At 66.0% G+C, this 18800-nt stretch carries 14 protein-coding genes; 12 read left to right on the forward strand and 2 right to left on the reverse strand.

Features of this window, described 5'->3' with window-relative positions; translation table 11 throughout:
* The first annotated feature begins 37 nt into the window (after positions 1-37).
* Both SriyCCGPB3_RS02415 and SriyCCGPB3_RS02420 read left to right on the forward strand, forming a co-directional pair.
* Positions 38-2677, forward strand: coding sequence for a TonB-dependent receptor plug domain-containing protein (locus tag SriyCCGPB3_RS02415; protein WP_350259835.1), 2640 nt, complete (start codon positions 38-40; stop codon positions 2675-2677).
* Positions 2678-2751: 74 nt separating this feature from the next.
* The gene (locus tag SriyCCGPB3_RS02420) at positions 2752-5346 is read left to right on the forward strand and encodes a M14 family zinc carboxypeptidase (protein ID WP_324187333.1); all 2595 of its coding nucleotides are present in this window, start codon (positions 2752-2754) and stop codon (positions 5344-5346) included.
* Positions 5347-5868: 522 nt separating this feature from the next.
* On the opposite strand, the gene SriyCCGPB3_RS02425 is transcribed toward SriyCCGPB3_RS02420, so the two are convergent.
* On the reverse strand, positions 5869-7284 hold the full coding sequence (locus SriyCCGPB3_RS02425) for a DEAD/DEAH box helicase (protein WP_049461652.1): 1416 nt from the start codon (positions 7282-7284) through the stop codon (positions 5869-5871).
* Between the two features lie 976 nt (positions 7285-8260).
* Here SriyCCGPB3_RS02425 and SriyCCGPB3_RS02430 point away from each other — a divergent pair.
* Positions 8261-9250 (forward strand): fumarylacetoacetate hydrolase family protein, encoded by a 990-nt coding sequence (locus SriyCCGPB3_RS02430; protein ID WP_153856227.1) that lies wholly within the window; start codon positions 8261-8263, stop codon positions 9248-9250.
* 14 nt (positions 9251-9264) lie between these two features.
* Positions 9265-9933 carry a maleylacetoacetate isomerase gene (gene maiA, locus SriyCCGPB3_RS02435; RefSeq protein ID WP_110710961.1) on the forward strand — a complete coding sequence of 223 codons (669 nt, stop codon included), beginning with the start codon at positions 9265-9267 and terminating at the stop codon, positions 9931-9933.
* A gap of 77 nt (positions 9934-10010) precedes the next feature.
* Here maiA and SriyCCGPB3_RS02440 read toward each other — a convergent pair whose 3' ends face one another.
* Entirely contained in the window at positions 10011-11138 is a 1128-nt protein-coding gene (locus SriyCCGPB3_RS02440; protein ID WP_032127971.1) for a PilT/PilU family type 4a pilus ATPase, read from the reverse strand.
* A gap of 121 nt (positions 11139-11259) precedes the next feature.
* On the opposite strand from SriyCCGPB3_RS02440, the gene SriyCCGPB3_RS02445 reads away from it, so the two are divergent.
* The 8 genes from SriyCCGPB3_RS02445 (at position 11260) to SriyCCGPB3_RS02480 (ending at position 18799) form a co-directional block, all read left to right on the forward strand.
* Entirely contained in the window at positions 11260-11625 is a 366-nt protein-coding gene (locus SriyCCGPB3_RS02445) for a DUF4398 domain-containing protein (protein ID WP_005415160.1), read from the forward strand.
* Positions 11622-12506, forward strand: coding sequence for a hypothetical protein (locus tag SriyCCGPB3_RS02450; protein ID WP_164162109.1), 885 nt, complete (start codon positions 11622-11624; stop codon positions 12504-12506). Before SriyCCGPB3_RS02445 ends, SriyCCGPB3_RS02450 begins: the two co-directional genes overlap by 4 nt.
* A 324-nt stretch (positions 12507-12830) precedes the next feature.
* Positions 12831-13067 carry a YdcH family protein gene (locus tag SriyCCGPB3_RS02455; RefSeq protein ID WP_005407964.1) on the forward strand — a complete coding sequence of 79 codons (237 nt, stop codon included), beginning with the start codon at positions 12831-12833 and terminating at the stop codon, positions 13065-13067.
* 300 nt (positions 13068-13367) lie between these two features.
* A complete protein-coding gene (locus SriyCCGPB3_RS02460) occupies positions 13368-14738 on the forward strand; it encodes a pyridoxal-phosphate dependent enzyme (RefSeq protein ID WP_153856229.1) in 1371 nt (456 codons plus the stop codon).
* Positions 14739-14861: 123 nt separating this feature from the next.
* Entirely contained in the window at positions 14862-16046 is a 1185-nt protein-coding gene (locus SriyCCGPB3_RS02465) for a cystathionine gamma-synthase (protein WP_153856230.1), read from the forward strand.
* Positions 16043-16873, forward strand: coding sequence for an ABC transporter permease (locus SriyCCGPB3_RS02470; protein WP_153856231.1), 831 nt, complete (start codon positions 16043-16045; stop codon positions 16871-16873). Before SriyCCGPB3_RS02465 ends, SriyCCGPB3_RS02470 begins: the two co-directional genes overlap by 4 nt.
* A complete protein-coding gene (locus SriyCCGPB3_RS02475; protein WP_153856232.1) occupies positions 16863-18221 on the forward strand; it encodes an ABC transporter ATP-binding protein in 1359 nt (452 codons plus the stop codon). The genes SriyCCGPB3_RS02470 and SriyCCGPB3_RS02475 overlap by 11 nt, the downstream gene beginning before the upstream one ends.
* Complete coding sequence (locus tag SriyCCGPB3_RS02480; RefSeq protein ID WP_153856233.1) at positions 18218-18799, forward strand: CatB-related O-acetyltransferase; 582 nt, start codon at positions 18218-18220, stop codon at positions 18797-18799. Before SriyCCGPB3_RS02475 ends, SriyCCGPB3_RS02480 begins: the two co-directional genes overlap by 4 nt.
* Position 18800 lies beyond the last annotated feature (1 nt).

Below are 18800 nucleotides of genomic sequence, written 5' to 3' on the forward strand. Positions count from 1 at the left end.
GGAACTTCGTCGTCCTTTTCACCTCCCCCACATCGTCATGCCCAAGCACACCCTGCTCGTGGCGGCCCTGGCCGTCGCTCTGGCCGCGCCTTTGTCCGCCGCCGCCGAAACCTCCGCCGACGCCAGTGGCGAAGCCAGCACCCTGGCCGCCGTGCGCGTCACCGGTTCCAACATCAAGCGCACCGATACCGAAGCCTCCAACCCGGTGCAGGTGATCGGTCGCCAGCAGCTGGAACAGACCGGCAAGGCCACCGTGGCCGATATGCTGCGTTCGATCTCGGCCAACACCGGCAACGCCAGCAACGAAACCACCAACAACGGTTGGGCCTCCGGCTCGGCCGGCATCGGCCTGCGTGGCCTGTCGCAGAAGAACACGCTGGTGCTGCTCAATGGCCGCCGCCTGGCCAACTACGGCTTCCCGGCCGGTGGCCTGTCCGACACCTTCGTCGATCTCAACGCGCTGCCGCTGGTCGCGGTCGAACGCATCGAAGTGCTCAAGGACGGCGCCTCGGCGGTGTACGGCTCCGACGCCGTGGCCGGCGTGGTCAACATCATCACCCGGCAGAACTTCGAAGGCGCCGAGATCGGCGGCAGCTTCGGCGGTGCCGACCAGGGTGGCCTGCACGAGCAGAACCTGAAGTTCGTCGGCGGCCTCGGTGATCTCGACACCGATGGCTACAACATCCTCTTCAGCCTGCAGGGTTACAACCGCGAGCGCCTGGACCAGGACGAGCGCAACCTGACCAAGAGCGGCATCTATACCGACAAGCCCGGTGGCCGCTGGAACGGCTGGTCGGCCAAGGGCGCGCGCTATCTGGTCAACGGCGTGTCGGTGCCGATGCTCGACGCCAACGGCAACTGCCCGACCGGTACCACCCGCGTCGCCAGCGCGCCGATCGACGGCCTGGCCGGCGACACCTGCGGTTTCAACCAGGCACCGTTCACCACGCTGATCCCCTCGACCAAGCGCTACCAGGCCTATGCCAACGGCACCTTCCGCCTGAACGACAATGTCGAAGCCTTCGGCGAAGTGCTGTACAGCCAGATCAAGAGTGCCGCGTGGTTCGGCAGCAGCCCGTTCTTCACCCTGGAAAGTGGCCGCTTCGCCTTGAACGCAGACAGCGGCCTGGCCGAGCCGGTGTCATCGCTGCTGCCGGCCAACAATCCTTACAACCCCTACGGTCGTGCGATTCCGATCGAATACACCTTCTTCGACCTTGGCGGCACGCTCAAGACCAATCGTTCCACCGCCTATCGCGGCGTGTTCGGCCTGCGTGGCACCACCGCGAAGTGGGACTGGGAAGTGGCCGCGTTCGGCGCGCGCAGCAGCGAGCGTGAGAGTGTCTCTGGCGGTTTCGCCAACCGCTGGGCGCTGGCCGATGCGCTAGCCACCGGCAGTTACAACCTGTTGAATCCTGCCGCCACGCCGCAGTCGGTGCGCGACTCGATCAACATCGCCACGCTGCGTCCGGCCGAATCCAAGCTGCAGGGCATCGATGCCAAGATCTCCGGCAGCCTGGGCCACACCTGGGCCGGCGAGATCGGCTTCGCTGCCGGTGCCGAGTGGCGCCGCGAGAAGCTCGATTCCAACAACCCGTGGCAGATCGACGCCGGCCTGCAGGTGCGCCCGGCCATCGCCGAAGTGCACGGCCAGCGCCAGGTCAGTGCGGCCTACGCCGAAGTGAACGTGCCGCTGGCATCGACGCTGGAGCTGTCCGCTGCCGCGCGCGCCGATCACTACGATGATTTCGGCGATGCGTTCTCGCCGAAGATCGGCCTGCGCTGGCAGCCGCTCGACTTCCTGCTGGTGCGTGCCTCGGCGTCGAAGGGCTTCCGTGCGCCGTCGCTGTCGGAGAACTCCAACAGCACCAGCATCGCCTACGGCAGCGTGGTCGATCCGCGTGATCCGGACGTGCCGGGCTCGCGCCAGAACCCGACCTTCTTCACCGTCGGCAACAACGAACTGAAGCCCGAGCGTACCAAGAGCGTGAACTTCGGCGTGGTGCTGTCGCCGTGGGCCAACACCAACCTGAGCGTGGACTACTACCGCATCCAGCTCGACAACCTGGTCGGCACCAACAACACCCAGACCCTGGTCAACGACAACGTGGCCGGTGCGGTGCAGCGCGATGAGCGCGGCAAGCTGCAGGCGGTCTACAACCGCTACCAGAACCTGAGCGAGCTGAAGACCTCGGGCATCGACGTCGAGCTGCGCCAGCGCATCCCGACCGCTGCGCTGGGTGATTTCACCGTGTCCTCGGCCTACACCCACGTGCGCGACTACCGTCGCCCGACCGTGGTCGGCGGCCCGCTGGTTGACTACGCCGGCAGCAACCTGGGCGCGACCCTGCCCAAGGACAAGGCCACCACCACGCTGGACTGGACGTACGGCGACTTCAACGCGGCCGTGACCTGGTACTACACCAGCAGCTACCGCCAGGAAGCCAGTACCGCCGCCAAGGCCGTGCAGCAGCGTGTCGGCAGCTACAGCCAGTACGACCTGTACCTGGCCTACACCGGCATCGACAAGCTGACCGTGTACGCCAAGGTGCAGAACCTGGCCGACAAGACGCCGCCGTACGACGCCTCGTTCCCGGGCATCCGCGCGCCGTACGACTTCAGCCAGTACGACCTGCGTGGCCGCTACTTCACGCTGGGCTTCGATTACCGCTTCTGATCCATCCGCCGCGGCCGGTCACCTGAAGGGGCCGGCCGCGCGACTGTCTGCCGTTGTGTTCCAGAGGAGTCATCGTGTCCTTGCATCGTCGTGCCGTTCTTCCGTTGCTGCTTGCCGCCGCCACCGCACTGTCCCCGCCGCAGCCAGTGCAGGCACAGAGCGCCTACTTCTTTCCACAGGCTGCTGACGCAGCGGCGTTCGATACGGCCGTGCCCACGCCGGAGCAGTTCCTAGGCTATCCGATCGGCAGCCGTTACACCCGGCACGACCAGCTGGTGGCGTACTTCCAGGAACTTGCGAAACGCTCGGACAAGATCAGCGTGCGCGAGATCGGCCGCAGCTATGAAGGTCGCCCGCTGCTGATCGCCACCGTCACTGCTGCAGGCAACCATGCGCGGCTGGAGCAGATCCGCCAGCAGCACGCGACCCTGGCCGATCCGGCGCAGCCGCGCAGCGCCGCCGGTGACAGCCCGGTGGTGGTGTGGCTGGGCTACAGCGTGCATGGCAACGAGACGTCCAGTGCCGAGGCGGCGATGCTGACGGCCTACTACCTGGTGGCCAACCGCAGCGCCGAAACCCAGCAGTGGCTGCAGCAGGCGGTGGTGCTGTTCGACCCGGCGCAGAACCCGGATGGCCGTGATCGTGCCGCCAACTGGCACAACGCCTGGGCCTCCGATCCGGCCTCGGCCGACCCGGCCGACAAGGAGCACGTCGAGCCGTTCCCGCAGGGCCGCACCAACCACTACTTCACCGATCTCAACCGCGACTGGCTGGCCCTGACCCAGCAGGACTCGCGGCCGAAGGTGGAGGTGTTCCACCAGTGGTACCCGAACGTGCAGATCGACTTCCACGAGATGGGCAAGGACAGCACCTATTACTTCGAACCGTCGCCGAAGAGCATGCACAGCCCGCTGATTCCGGCGGCGTCGTATGAATTCAACAAGACTCTGGCCAAGTACCACGCGCAGGCGCTGGATGCGCTGGGCTCGCTGTACTACACCAGCGAGAACTTCGACAACTTCTCGCCGGTCTACGGCTCCACCTACCCGGACTTCCATGGCGCTGTCGGCGTTACCGTCGAGCAGGCCAGCTCGCGCGGTCGCGTGCAGGAGTCGGTGAATGGCCTGCTGACCTTCCCGTTCACCATCCGCAACCAGGTGGCTACCGGGCTGGGCACGGTGCGGGGTGCAGTGACCGAGCGCAGCGGCCTGTTCGACCTGCAGAAGCAGTTCTTCCAGAGCGCGCTGAAGCAGGCCGCACAGCAGCCGGTGAAGAGCTTTGTGTTCGGCGATGCGCATGATCCGGCACTGACCCGGCGCCTGCTGGAACTGTTGCTGCTGCATCGCATCGAGGTGCGCGCGCTGGATCGTGACGTCAGTGTCGATGGCCAGCGCTTCGATGCCGGCAGCGCCTACGTGGTGCCGGTGCAGCAGGCGCAGTTCCGCCTGGTGCATTCGATCTTTGCCGAGACGCCGCCGATCAAGGGCGATGTGTTCTACGGCAGCACCAGCTACGCGATCGCACCGGCCTACGGCGTGGCCTTCGCCGGTAGCCGCAGCCGTATCGATGGTGGCCCACGCGTGACCGCGCTGCCGGCCGAGCCGGGCGTGGTGCTGGGCGGCCAGGCTGGATTCGCCTACGCGATTGACTGGCGCGACTACAACGCCGGGCGCGCGCTGGCCGCGCTGCAGGGCAAGGGCGTGAATGCACGCGCGGCATTCCAGCCGTTCACCACCGCGACCGCGCAGGGGGATGTCAGTTTCGCTGCTGGCAGCCTGGTGATTCCGGTGGCCGGGCAACCACTGCAGGGCACGGCGCTGCTTGAGGCAGTGACGTCCGCCGCACGCGAGGCAGGTGTGCAGGTGCACGCGCTGTCCAGTGGCCGCAGCCGCGAAGGCATCGACCTCGGCAGTGACGGCGTCAAAGCGCTGCGCAAGCCCTCGGTGGCACTGGTGATGGGCGAGGGCGTGGCCGCCACCGAAATCGGATCGGCGTGGTTCCTGTTGGACCAGCAGCTGCGGTTGCCGGCCAGCAAGCTGGATCCGCAACAGTTGGGCAAAGTGCCGCTGGACCGCTACACCACCATCGTGTTGTCCGGCGGCACCTATACCGGCGTCGATGCCACGGCGGTGGCTGCACTGAAGCGCTGGGTACAGGCCGGTGGCTCGCTGGTGACGTACGGCAGTGCCTCGAAGTGGGCGATCGAACAGAAGCTGGCCGACGGCGAGAAGCTTGGCAAGGAAGAAGAAACCGCTGGCGAGAGCCGCCGTGCGTTCGGCGACCAGCGTGACATCGCCGCGATCGAGCGGGTCAGCGGCAACATCCTCAGTGCCGACGTGGATACCAGCCATCCGCTGGCGTTCGGGGTGCCGCGGCGGCAGCTGGCGATCAACAAGGAAAACACGGTGACGCTGCAGCCAAGCGCGAACCCGTTCTCGACGGTGGTGCGCATCGACACGCCGCCGCGGGTGAATGGCTATCTGTCCGAGCGCAACCGCGCGAGGGTGGCAGGCAGCGCGTGGCTGCTGGTGTCGGCGCAGGGGCAGGGCAACGTGGTGCTGTTTGCCGATGATCCGGCGCATCGCAAGTACTGGCACGGGACGGATCGACTGCTGATCAACGCGGTCTTCTTCGGGAATCTGGTGAATCCGAGTAAAGCGCGGGGTTGAGGCTTTGCGCGCCTTGATTTTTACCTGGCTGGGGGAGGCCCGGAGGCCCAGTCAGGACACGCCGTAAACCCATCCATGGGGGCTCGATGGCGCCATCCATGGCGCCAACGGTCCTGCCTGGGCCTCCGGGCCTCCCCTCGACAATTTCCTGCGGGCGCGGACGCATCGAACCCCAAGGCGGGAGCATGGGCAAAAGCAAAAGCATCGGCACTTGCTCTTGAATTTGAACTTGAATTTGATCTTTCTTCTCCCGGCTACCCGGCGGGACAAGAAGGCGCAGGCAATGCTTGAAGCGGATGGGCGTGGGGCCAGCGCAAAACCGTGAGGCGCATGGATGCGCCGACCGAGCCCCCATGGATGGGTTTACGGCGTGTTTTGCGCTGGCCCCACGCCCATCCGCCCTCAGCGCAACGCACCGCCGGCTTCTACTCACGGTAGCCAGCAACAAAAAAGGACGGCGCGTCAGCGCCGTCCCTCGACAGCCTCCCGCGCAGCGGGAAGCACAACAGCTGTCAGCTGTGATCAGCCGGCGCGACCGCCGCCGTTGCCACCCTGGCCGCGGCCACGGCCGCCACCATTGCCGCCACCGCCACGACGCTGGCCCTGACCGGCGCCTGCACGCTGCTGGCCATTGCCACCGCCCTCGCGACGGCCCCCACCGGCCTTCTTCGGGCCCGCATGTGCATGGCGCGGCGCATCGCCGTGCGGACGGCGCGCGTGGCTCTTGCGCGGTGCGCGCTCGCCGGTATCGTGCTCGGCCTTGCCCGGCGCACTGTTGCCCCAGCGGATCGGCGTCTGCAGCTCGAAGCCCGGCACATCGCGGATGTCCATGTCACGGCCCAGCAGGCGCACGATCGCGCGCAGCAGCTTCACTTCATCCTGCGCCACCAGCGAGATCGCCTGGCCGGTCGCGCCGTTGCGGCCGGTGCGGCCGATGCGGTGCACGTAATCTTCGGCCACCATCGGCAGGTCGAAGTTGATCACCTTCGGCAGCTCGTTGATGTCGATGCCGCGCGCGGCGATGTCGGTGGCCACCAGCACGGTCACGCGGCCGGCCTTGAAGTCGCCCAGCGCACGCAGGCGCTGGCCCTGGCTCTTGTTGCCATGGATCGCCGCGGTCTTGATGCCCGACTTTTCCAGGAACGTGGCCAGCTTGTCGCTGCCGTGCTTGGTGCGGGCGAACACCAGGGTCTGCTCGCGGCTGTCCTGCGCCAGCAGGTGCAGCAGCAGGTCACGCTTGCGACCGGCATCGACCGGGTGCACGCGGTGGGTGATGGTTTCGGCCACGGTGTTCTTCGGCGTCACCTGGATCTGTTCCGGGTTGCGCATGAACTCCAGCGCCAGCTGGCGGATGTTGTCCTCGAAGGTGGCCGAGAACAGCAGGGTCTGGCGGTTCTGCTTCGGCAGCTTGGCCAGGATGCGCTTGATCGACGGCAGGAAGCCCATGTCGAGCATGCGGTCGGCTTCGTCCAGCACCAGCAGTTCAATGCCGGACAGGTCGATGCTGCGACGCTCCAGGTGGTCGATCAGGCGGCCCGGGCAGGCCACCAGCAGGTCCACGCCACGGCGCAGGATGTCCAGCTGGTTGCCCATGCCGACGCCACCGTAGATGCAGGCGCTGGGGATGCGCAGGTACTTGCTGTAGCCGCGCAGGCTGTCATGCACCTGGGTGGCCAGCTCGCGGGTCGGGGCCAGGATCAGCGCGCGCGGCTTGCGCGGGCCACTGCGCACTTCCTGCGAGGCGGTGCCCAGGTGCTGCAGCAGCGGCAGGCCAAAGGCAGCGGTCTTGCCGGTACCGGTCTGTGCACCGGCCAGCAGGTCGCGACCGGCCAGCGCCAGCGGGATCGCCTGCTGCTGGATCGGGGTCGGGTTTTCGTAGCCCTGCTCGGCAAGCGCACGCAGCAGGAAGGGCGCCAGGCCCAGCGATTCAAAAGACATTGAGTTTGCTCCAAGTACAAGAAACGCCTGTCCGACTGGACAGACGGGGGCAGATCAAACTGATCGGCTGACTCGGAGCGTTCCCGTGAACCGCGCTGCGAGAATTGGGTGCAGCCGGCACGAAGCGCAGGCTGGAATGCGTGACGAACGGCGTCGGAGTGGGGGCGGGCGAAGAGGGCGGACCCAGGTCGCCGGCGGTCCCGGAGGGAAACGGACGGCCGCTGCAGACCCTGCAAGTCTAAACGATGTTTGAGACTTCACGCAAAAAGGCCTGTTCAGGTAGGGGGGTCTCTCTGCAGGGCTGCGCCCTGCACCTGCAGAGGCTGAAGCAACGTCAAAGGCCGGGTTCCTGTGGGTAGGCGGGGTGGGTCCGGTGGCAGGGGACGCTGCAAGTACGTCCATGTAAGCTCGGTCGCCGCATCCATGCGGCTCACGCCCCTGCCACCGGACCCACCCCGCCTTCGACAGTTTTCCGCGATCTGTCGGAACGGCTTGGGGTCAGATCCGTTTTCCTCCGGAAAACGGATCTGACCCCGGAATTCCATTCGATATCTGACAGATTTCATCCACGCATGGCGTGGATCTACTGGCCACCGGCCCACTGTCGAAGGCGGGGTACTGTGGGTTTGCGGGGTGTGAGCGGCATGGGCCCGAGGCATGTCTCGGGCGGGTTGGGCCGGACGCCCAACCCCGGTCTTGCCGTGTGCGCAGGACAGCGCACACGAGCAAGCCGCGACCAAGCCCCCATGGACGGGTTTACGGCGTCCCCGCAAACCCACAGTGCCCCGCCATCCCACGGAATGCCCGCTGTTGCTGTTGCGTCGGCTGTTGCCTTGGCTTGAAGCAGGTGCAGGGCTGCAAGCCCTGCCAAACCCCCCACTACGGTAGGGTGGGCCGATGCCGCGCTGCAGCTTGGCGCCGCCGCAGATTTGATTACACTTGAAACTTGTTTGCCCACGACTCCGGACACCCACCCATGAAGCTTGGTTCTTTGAAGGAAGGCGGCCGCGACGGCACCCTGATCGTCGTCTCGCGTGACCTGCGCCACGGCGTGCGCGCCACCGGCATTGCCGCCACCCTGCAGCAGGCCCTGGAGGACTGGAGCCACATCGCGCCGCGCCTGAACGCCCTGTACGAATCGCTCAACGCGGGCGACGCCGATGGCGTGTTCGACCTGGATCCGCAGGCGCTGGCCGCGCCGATGCCGCGCGCCTATGAGTTCGTCGATGGCAGCGCCTACCTGCCGCATGTCGAGCGCGTGCGCCGCGCCCGTGGTGCCGAGGTGCCGGAGAGCTTCTACACCGACCCGCTGATGTACCAGGCGACCAGCGCCGGATTCTACGGTCCGCGCGACGCGGTGAAGGTGGTCAGCGAGGACTACGGCATCGACCTGGAAGCGGAGATCGTGGTGATCACCGACGACGTGCCGATGGCCGCTACTCCGGCACAGGCCGCAGGCCATATCCAGCTGGTCGGCCTGGTCAACGATGTCTCGCTGCGCAACCTGATTCCGGGCGAGCTGGCCAAGGGCTTCGGCTTCCTGCAGTCCAAGCCGCGCTCGGCGCTGTCGCCGGTGTTCGTCACCCCTGACGAGCTGGGCGCCGCGTGGCAGGACAGCAAGGTGCACCTGCCGCTGCTGACCCACATCAACGGCCAGTGGTTCGGTGCACCGGAAGCGGGCGTGGACATGCAGTTCAATTTCGCCCAGCTGGTCGCGCATGCGGCCAAGACCCGTCCGCTGGGCGCCGGCACCATCGTCGGCTCGGGCACCATCGCCAACGAAGACACCAGCAAGGGCGCATCGTGCTTCGCGGAGCAGCGCGTGGTCGAAACCCTGCGCGACGGCAAGCCGAGTACGCCGTTCATGTCGTTCGGGGACGTGGTCCGCATCGAGATGCTCGATGCCGCCGGCAACAGCATCTTCGGTGCGATCGAGCAGCGCATCGAACAGGCGACCAGGCCCTGAGCAGGGAGGCGGCGATGGAGATCCCGGTCGACGACGGCATCGTGCTGTACACCTACTGGCGATCCAGCGCCGCCTACCGCGTGCGCATCGGCCTGGAGCTGAAGGGCCTGGCCTGGGAAGCCCGGCCGGTGCACCTGGTGCGCGACGGTGGCGAGCAGCACCTGGACGCTTATCGCGCGCTCAATCCGCAGCAGCTGGTGCCAACCCTGCTGCATGACGGGCATGCACTGACCCAGTCGCTGGCGATCCTTGAATACCTGGAAGAACGCTTCCCGCAGGTGCCGCTGCTGCCGGCCGATGCCGCCGGCCGTGCGCGGGTGCGTGCGCTGGCCCAGCTGGTGGCCTGCGACATCCACCCGATCAACAACCTGCGGGTGATGCAGTACCTGGAGCGCACCCTGCAGCTGCCGGCCGACGCCCGCACGCAGTGGACCCTGCACTGGATCGCCGAGGGTTTCACTGCGATGGAAGCGATGCTGGCCAACAGCAGCGCGACGGGCACCTTCTGCCACGGTGACCGTCCCGGCCTGGCCGATATCTGCCTGCTGCCGCAGCTGTACAACGCGCATCGCTTCGGCCTGGACCTGACGCCGTACCCGACCCTGCGCCGCATCGAAGCGGCGTGCCAGGCAGTGGACGCCTTCGACCACGCGCGCCCGGAAAACCAGCCCGACGCCGCCTGAAAGAAAAAAGGGGACGGAGGGGATTAAGTCGTATGTGCACTTACGACTTAATCCCCTCCGTCCCCTTTTTCGTGCGGTCAGAACCCGTGAGTGATGCTTGGCTGCCCGGCCGAGAAATCGGCGTATGGGTCGTGCTCGCCGCTGCTGCCTTCGGACAGGCGGAACTTCAGGGCCAGGCCATCGCGCGAGTCGGCCGCGCGCAGCGCTTCCTCCTGCTCGATGATGCCCGCCTTGGCCAGCCGGAACAGGCACTGGTCGAAGCTCTCCATGCCTTCCTCCAGCGAGCCTTCCATCGCGGCCTTGATCTCGTGCACCTGGCCGCGGCGCAGCAGGTCGCGGATCATCGGCGTGTTGATCAGCACCTCGGTGGCCGGCAGGCGACGGCCCTCCTTGTTCTTCACCAGGCGCTGGCTGATCACCGCACGCAGGTTCAGCGCCAGGTTCATCAGCACGTTCTTGTGCGCGCTTTCCGGGAAGAAGTTGAGGATGCGCTCGATGGTCTGGTCGGCGTTGTTGGAGTGCAGGGTGGCCAGGCACAGGTGGCCGGTTTCGGCGAAGGCGATCGCCGCCTCCATCGTCTCCGCATCCAGGATCTCGCCGATCAGGATCACGTCCGGCGCTTCACGCATCGCGTTCTTCAGCGCGTTATGGAAGGCATGGGTGTCCAGCCCGACCTCGCGCTGGTTGACGATCGACATCTTGTGCTTGTGCAGGTACTCGATCGGGTCCTCGATGGTGAGGATGTGACCGGTGGTGGTGCTGTTGCGGTGGTCGATCATCGACGCCAGCGAGGTGGACTTGCCGGAACCGGTGGACCCCACCACCAGCACCAGCCCACGCGGGGTCATGATGACGTCCTTCAGCACCTGCGGCAGGTTCAGCTCCTCGATGCTCGGGATGCGGCTGCGGATGGCGCGGATGACCATGCCCACTTCGCCGCGCTGCTTGAACACGTTGACGCGGAAGCGCCCGGCATCGGGCAGGGCGATGGCCATGTTGAGCTCCAGCTCGCGCTCGAACTGCGGCACCTGGCCTTCGTCCATCAGCGAGTAGGCGATCTTCTTGACCATGCCCGGCGGCAGGCCGGTGTTGCCCAGCGGATAGAGCTTCCCCTCGATCTTGATGTAGACCGGTGCCCCGGTGGTCAGAAACATGTCCGAAGCGTTCTTTTCGGTCATCAGCTTCAGGAAGTAGCCGATATCCATTGCGAATTTTCCCCAACGAAACGGCCGACGCCCGTTGCCAGCACGGTGTCGGCTTGACGACAATGGCCGTGAACCGACAACCGGTACGGCCTCCCCAATGAAACGACTTAGCTTCGCACGAATGCGCCATGGCCTGTATGTGATGGCGTTTGCATTCGCACTGTCTGCTCCCGCCTGGGCGCAGGACGCCGCGCTGGAACTGGCGCAGGCCCGGCAGGCGGTCGACAAGGCCACCCAGGCCGATGCCGACCAGTACGCCCCGGACCTGATCGGGCTGGCCCGGCAGGGGCTGGAGCAGGCCCAGCGCGCCGCCGGCGACCGCCGCGAGCGCAAGAACGCCCCGGCGATGGCCCTGCGTGCCGCCGCCGATGCCGACCTGGCCCGTGTCCGCAGCGAGGAAGCCACCGTCACCGCGCAGCTGCAGCTGCGCCGCAACGAGGTCAACCAGCTGCAACGCCAGCTGTCGACCGGGGAGGACCGCCGGTGAAGCCGATGACCGCCGCAACCCTGGCCGCGCTGCTGGCGCTGCCGACCCTGGCCATGGCCGCCGACAACCCGATGGTGGCGCAGCTGAGCCAGCGTCTGATGGCCATCCAGGCCAATCCCGACACGGCTGAGCTGGGCGCCTTCGAGCGCATGCAGGCCCAGCAGGCCATTGCCACCCTGGACAAGGCCAAGCGCCGTGACCAGGAACTGGCCACCTACCTGGCCGAGCGCCGGGTGGAGATTGCCGAGACCGCCGTGCGTACCGCACTGGCCGCGCGTGAGGTCGATCGTCTCGAACGCACCCGCAGCGACCTGCTGATCGAGGCCAGCCGCCGCGATGCCGCCCGTGCCCGCCAGGAGGCCGAGCAACTGCGCATGCAGGCGCAGATGCAGGCCGAGGAGGCTGAGCGCCTGCGCCAGGCCGCCGAGGCCGAGACCCTGGCCCGTCAGGATGCCGAGAACGCCCTGACCAGTGTGGCTGGCAAGCAGCAGCAGCGCCTCAGCGCCGCCCAGCAGAACGCCGCCAAGCTGGCCCGCGAGGAAGCCGAGCTGGTGTCCGGGCAGAAGCTGCCGGGCTCGAAGTTCGATGGCCGTGGCGAGGTCTTCACCTTCAGTGGTGACGCATTCGCCGCCGGCGCCTCCAGCCTGTCCGGTGGCGCCCGCAACCAGGCCAAGGCACTGGCCGAGTACCTGAACATCGGCAAGAAGGGCCGCCTGCGCATCGAGGCCTACGACAGTGCCAACGGCGTCGGCCAGAAACGCGCCGAAGCGCTGCGCGACGCCCTGGTCGCGGCCGGTGTCGCCAGCAACCGGATCCAGCTCAGCGGCAAGAAGGCGGCGTCCACCCGGGCACGCTCGGCCGAGGTCATCATCGCCCCGTAATTGCTTGATATTGTTTGTTTTTCGTTGCGATGAGCATTCAGCCTGAACCCCGCCCCGGCGGGGTTCGGTCTTTTTGCCGCAGGGGTCTTGTACCCCGCCTTGAGCAGGCGTAGGGTCAATCGTCCGGGACGCAATGCCGCGGACCGGACGATGGGAGGGCCGGGCCGATGCAAACAGGGCGCGAACCGCAGCAGATCGACGTGCGCAGGCCAGTGCCGCAGGTCGTTGCAGGCGTCCAGGTGGGCATCGACCGGCGCTCCTCCATGAACAACGCCCCGTGCCTTGCGGCCGGGGCGTTCGTGTATCTGTCGAAGGAGGTCCATCATGTTTGAAGATCAGCCCCAGAGCGAGATCGACGCCCGTCGCGCGCGTGATCCGGAGTTCAGGGCACTCCATGACCAGCACCGCAAGTTGAACAAGAAGTGCATGGACGCGGAGTTGGGTGTACTCCCGATCGATGATGTCACCCTGGGTCGCATGAAGCGCGAGAAGCTGCTGGCCAAGCAACGACTTCTGCGAATGTACGAAACACCGCTCCCAACGACGTCCCCCACGCTTTGACGCACCCCGTCGCGCCCGGAACGGCGTGACCCGGCCATCGATGGCCCCGCCGGGCGCTCCTGCCCCGGCATCGCGGCACCGCCGATGAGGCGGCCGCGCCAAGGCACCACAAGCGGTGGTGCCTTGGCCTGCAGGCACAACTCACCGATGCGGGCGGTACCGGTCTCCTCGTCGATCCGGGGCCGTCCGCATCTCTTTTTTACGGTGGATGGGCTGCGGCCCTGCCGACCTGACTTTCATCGCCATCCGTCGGATAATCATCGGTCCGGCCCTGTGCGGCGCGAACCGAAAGTCCTCCGAATGCCCATCCATTCTTCCGTCCTCGAACTCATCGGCCAGACCCCGATCGTCAAGGCCCAGCGCCTGGACACCGGCGTCTGCGAGCTCTACCTGAAGCTGGAGAGCGCCAACCCGGGCGGATCGATCAAGGATCGCATCGGCCTGTCGATGATCGAGGCGGCGGAAAAGCGCGGCGACCTGAAGCCGGGCGCCACCCTGGTTGAAGGTACCGCCGGCAACACCGGTCTGGGCCTCGCCCTGGTGGCCCAGCAGAAGGGCTACCAGCTGATCTTGGTCGTTCCCGACAAGATGAGCCGCGAGAAGATATTCAACCTGAAGGCGATGGGCGCCGAAGTGCGCCTGACCCGCTCGGACGTGGCCAAGGGCCATCCGGAGTACTACCAGGACCTGGCCAAGACCATCGCCGAGCAGACCCCGGGCGCCTACTTCATCAACCAGTTCGGCAACCCGGACAACCCGGCCGCGCATGAATTTGGTACCGGCCCGGAAATCCTCGAACAGATGGGCGGTGACCTCGACGCCATCGTGTTCGGCTGTGGCAGTTCAGGCACCATGACCGGCCTGTCGCGTGCCTTCGCCAAGCTGTCGCCGAAGACCGAACTGGTGCTGGCCGATCCGGTCGGTTCGATCCTGGCCGAGTACATCAACGACGGCAATCTCAACGACAAGTCGGGCAGCTGGCTGGTGGAAGGCATCGGCGAGGACTTCCTGCCGTCGATTTCCGATTTCAGCCGCGTCAAGAAGGCTTATGCCATCAGCGACGCCGAGAGCTTCCACACCGCACGCGAACTGCTGGGCAAGGAAGGCATCCTGGGTGGCTCGTCCACCGGCACCCTGCTGGCCGCCGGCCTGAAGTACTGCAGGGAGCAGACCACGCCGAAGAAGGTGCTGGTGCTGGTGCCGGACACCGGCAACAAGTACCTGTCGAAGATGTACAACGACTACTGGATGCTGGACAACGGTTTCCTGCAGCGCCCGCAGCACGGCGACCTGCGCGACCTGATCCTGCGTCCGTACGGCCAGCGCGACACCGTGGTGATCGGTCCGAACGACCTGCTGACCACCGCCTACCAGCGCATGAAGCTGTACGACGTGTCGCAGCTGCCGGTGATGGACGGCGAGCAGCTCGTCGGCATCGTCGACGAGAGCGACGTGCTGCTGCACGTCTATGGTGATGAGGCACGCTTCCGCGACACCGTCGCCACCGCGATGGTCAGCAAGCTGGACCGGCTGGACGTGAAGTCGCCGATCGAGGCGCTGCTGCCGGTGTTCGACCGCGGCCAAGTGGCGATCGTGATGGACGGCGACACTTTCCTGGGCCTGATCACCCGCATCGATCTGCTGAACTATCTGCGCCGTCGCGTGCAGTAAGCCGCTGATCGCTGCAGATCACCGCTGAATTCCGGTTTATTTGCGTCAAAGCTCGTTAAGGCTGCGCTGATAGACTCCCGATCCTTTGACGGCGCCGCACGCCGGCGCCATTCAGGAAACGACATGTCCAACACCTCCTCGCCCGACCGTGCGCTGGCCCTCGCCACGCTGGCCATCCACGGCGGCCAGTCGCCCGACCCCAGCACCGGCGCGGTGATGCCGCCGATCTACGCCACCTCGACCTATGCACAGTCCAGCCCGGGCGAGCACCAGGGCTTCGAGTACTCGCGCACCCACAACCCGACCCGCTTCGCCTATGAGCGTTGCGTGGCGTCGCTGGAAGGCGGCACCCGCGGCTTTGCCTTCGCCTCGGGCATGGCGGCCAGCTCGACCGTGATCGAGCTGCTGGACGCCGGCAGCCACGTGGTGGCGATGGACGACATCTACGGCGGCAGCTTCCGCCTGTTCGAGCGCGTGCGTCGCCGCACCGCCGGGCTGGATTTCAGCTTCGTCGACCTGACCGATCTGGCCGCGTTCGAGGCATCCATCACGTCGAAGACGAAGATGGTGTGGATCGAGACCCCGACCAACCCGATGCTGAAGATCGTCGACATCGCCGCGGTCGCTGCCATCGCCAAGCGCCATGGCCTGATCGTGGTGGTCGACAACACCTTCGCCTCGCCGATGCTGCAGCGTCCGCTGGAACTGGGTGCGGACCTGGTCCTGCATTCGGCCACCAAGTACCTCAACGGCCATTCGGACATGGTGGGCGGCATGGTCGTGGTCGGAGACAACGCTGAACTGGCCGAGCAGATGGCCTTCCTGCAGAACTCGGTGGGTGGCGTGCAGGGCCCGTTCGACAGCTTCCTGGCCCTGCGTGGCCTGAAGACCCTGCCGCTGCGCATGAAGGCGCACTGCGCCAATGCGCTGGCCCTGGCGCAGTGGCTGGAGAAGCACCCGGCCGTGGAAAAGGTGATCTACCCGGGCCTGCCGTCGCACCCGCAGCATGAGCTGGCCGGCAAGCAGATGGCCGGTTACGGCGGCATCGTTTCGATCGTGCTCAAGGGCGGTTTCGAGGCGGCCAAGCGCTTCTGCGAGAAGACCGAGCTGTTCACTCTGGCCGAGTCGCTGGGCGGCGTGGAAAGCCTGGTCAACCACCCGGCAGTGATGACGCATGCCTCGATTCCGGTCGCGCGGCGGGAGCAGCTGGGCATCAGCGACGCGCTGGTAAGGCTGAGCGTGGGTGTGGAGGATCTGGGGGATCTGCAGGTGGATCTGGAAAGGGCGCTGGCGGGCGCCGCGGAATGAGCGGCATCCAAGCCGAGTTCGGCAGTTCGCCGGGTGCGCTCGTCCGCAGCTTGGTCTCCAATCGCATGCTGATCTGGCAGTTGACCCAGCGTGAGGTCATCAGCCGGTATCGAGGTTCGGTCTTCGGGCTGGCGTGGTCCTTCTTCAATCCATTGTTGATGCTGGCGGTCTACACCTTCGTTTTCTCGGTGGTGTTCAAGGCGCGCTGGGGCGTGGAAACCAGCAACCATGGTGATTTCGCCGTAATCCTGTTCGTCGGCATCATCGTCCACGGCGTGTTCGCCGAGTGCATCAACCGTGCCCCGGGGCTGATACTCAACAGTGCCAGCTACGTGAAGCGCGTCGTGTTCCCGCTGGAGACCCTGCCGTGGGTCGCGATGGGTGCCACCCTGTTCCATTCGATGGTTTCGGTGGTGGTCCTGCTGATCGCCCAGCTGCTCCTGCGCGGCTCGATCCCGCTGACCGCACTGTGGCTGCCGGTGGTGATCCTCCCGTTGGTGGTCGGCACCATGGGTGTGTCCTGGCTGCTGGCGGCACTGGGTGTCTACCTGCGTGACATCGGCCAGGTCACCGGCATCGTCACCACGGTGATGCTGTTCATGGCACCGGTGCTTTATCCGGTGCAGGCCCTGCCGGAGACGCTGCAGCCGTACATCTATCTCAACCCGCTCACGTTCATCATCGAACAGGCACGTGAGGTCCTGCTGTGGGGTCATGTCCCGGACTTCATCGGGCTGGGCAAGTACGCAGTAGGCGCTGCGCTTGTCGCGTGGTTCGGTTTTGCGACGTTCCAGAAAATGCGCCGGGGGTTTGCCGATGTCCTCTGATCCCTCCAGTGATGTCGCGATCCGGGTCAGCGGCGTCACCAAGTGCTTCCAGATCTATGACCAGCCGCACCAGCGGCTGAAGCAAGCTGTGCTGCCGCGCCTGCGTCGTGCCGCAGGCCTGGCGCCGCGCCGCTACTACGACGAGTTCTGGGCGCTGAAGGGCGTTGATTTCGAAGTGAGGCGCGGCGACACGGTCGGCATCATCGGCCGCAACGGGTCGGGCAAGTCGACGTTGCTGCAGATCATCTGCGGCACCCTGCAGGCCACCTCCGGAACGGTCGAGGTCAAGGGGCGCGTGGCGGCCCTGCTGGAACTTGGCGCGGGTTTCAACCCGGAATTCAGCGGACGCGAGAACGTCTACCTGAGCGCCTCGATCCTCGGATTGACCCGCGAGCAGATCGACGCCCGGTTCGACGACATCATTGCCTTCGCCGACATCGGCAGCTTCGTCGACCGGCCGGTGAAGACGTACTCCAGCGGCATGTACGTGAGACTGGCGTTCGCGGTCATCGCGCACGTCGATGCGGACATCCTGGTCATCGACGAAGCGCTGGCCGTGGGCGACGCCATCTTCGTGCAGAAGTGCATGCGCTTCCTGCGCAAGTTCCGCGAAACCGGCACGCTGCTGTTCGTCAGCCATGACACCTCCTCGGTGCTCAATTTCTGCCAGAGCGCGGTGTGGCTCAACCGTGGCGACATGGTCATGCACGGTACTGCCGAAGACACCTGCAACGCCTACATCGAGTACTGCTCGCAGGAGGTGTACGGCGACACGGTGAAGCTGACCTCGCGCCAGGCCTCGCGTGATGCGGCGCCGGCAAAGCCGCGGTCCAAGGCCCAGGTGGAGCAGGACACGCGTCTGGAAATGTTCGATAACGTTGCCAATTCGGCTGGCTGGCAGTCCGGTGTCGCCAGCATTGATTCGGTGCTGCTCAGCGATCCCCAGGGCGAAACCCTCACCTCGTTCGCCGGTGGCGAGGATGTGCTGCTGCGCGTGCGGGCCACTGCACACCAGGCGCTGTCCAGCCCGTTGATTGGTTTCTTCGTGAAGGACCGGCTGGGTCAGTCGCTGTTCGGCGAGCACACCTTCACCTACATCCAGCCGCCGATGCAGGTCGAGGCCGGGACGACGCTTGAGGCCAGTTTCCGCTTCACGTTGCCGATGCTGCCCAACGGCGATTACTCGATGACCGTTTCCATTGCCGACGGTGATCCGTTCGCCAACACCCAGCATGCGTGGCTGCATGACGCGGTGCTGATCAAGGTCGCCTCGCCCAAGTTGCGTTATGGCCTGGTGGGCATCCCCTTCGATGAGGTCACCATGAAGCGGGTAGGGGGAGCGGAATGAACCATGGCTTTATCCCGCCGCTGACCACCGACGATCCGCGCGTCAGCATTGGTCGCTTCACCTACGGTGGTGCCACCTTCAAGCTGTGGAGCGCCGGCGAGCGCATCGAAGTGGGGGCGTTCTGTTCCTTCGCCGAAGACGTGCTGATCTTTGGTGGCGGCGAGCATCGCATGGATTGGGTCACTACTCATCCGTTGCGCATTGCGTTCAATTCGCCAGGTGCGGGCCAGGACGGGCATCCGCACAGCAAAGGCGTGACCCGCATCGGCAACGATGTGTGGATCGGCCATGGCGCGCTGGTTCTCTCCGGAGTGACTGTGGGCCACGGCGCCTGCATCGGCGCCGGTGCTGTGGTCAGCAGGGACGTCCCGCCCTACGCTATCGTCGCGGGCAACCCCGGCCGTGTTGTGCGCATGCGCTTCAGTGAGGCGCAGATCGAGCAGTTGCTGCAGATAGCCTGGTGGACCTGGCCGGTGGAGCGGATCAAGCAGTTTGAATCCCTGCTGTGCAGCCCAAGCATCGACGCATTCATTACGGCCGCACTGGCCGACCCGGACGCTGCGGCGTCGCTCACGTGAT

Origin of the sequence: Stenotrophomonas riyadhensis (assembly GCF_040256885.1) — a bacterium.
GTDB classification, from domain to species: Bacteria; Pseudomonadota; Gammaproteobacteria; order Xanthomonadales; family Xanthomonadaceae; genus Stenotrophomonas; species Stenotrophomonas riyadhensis.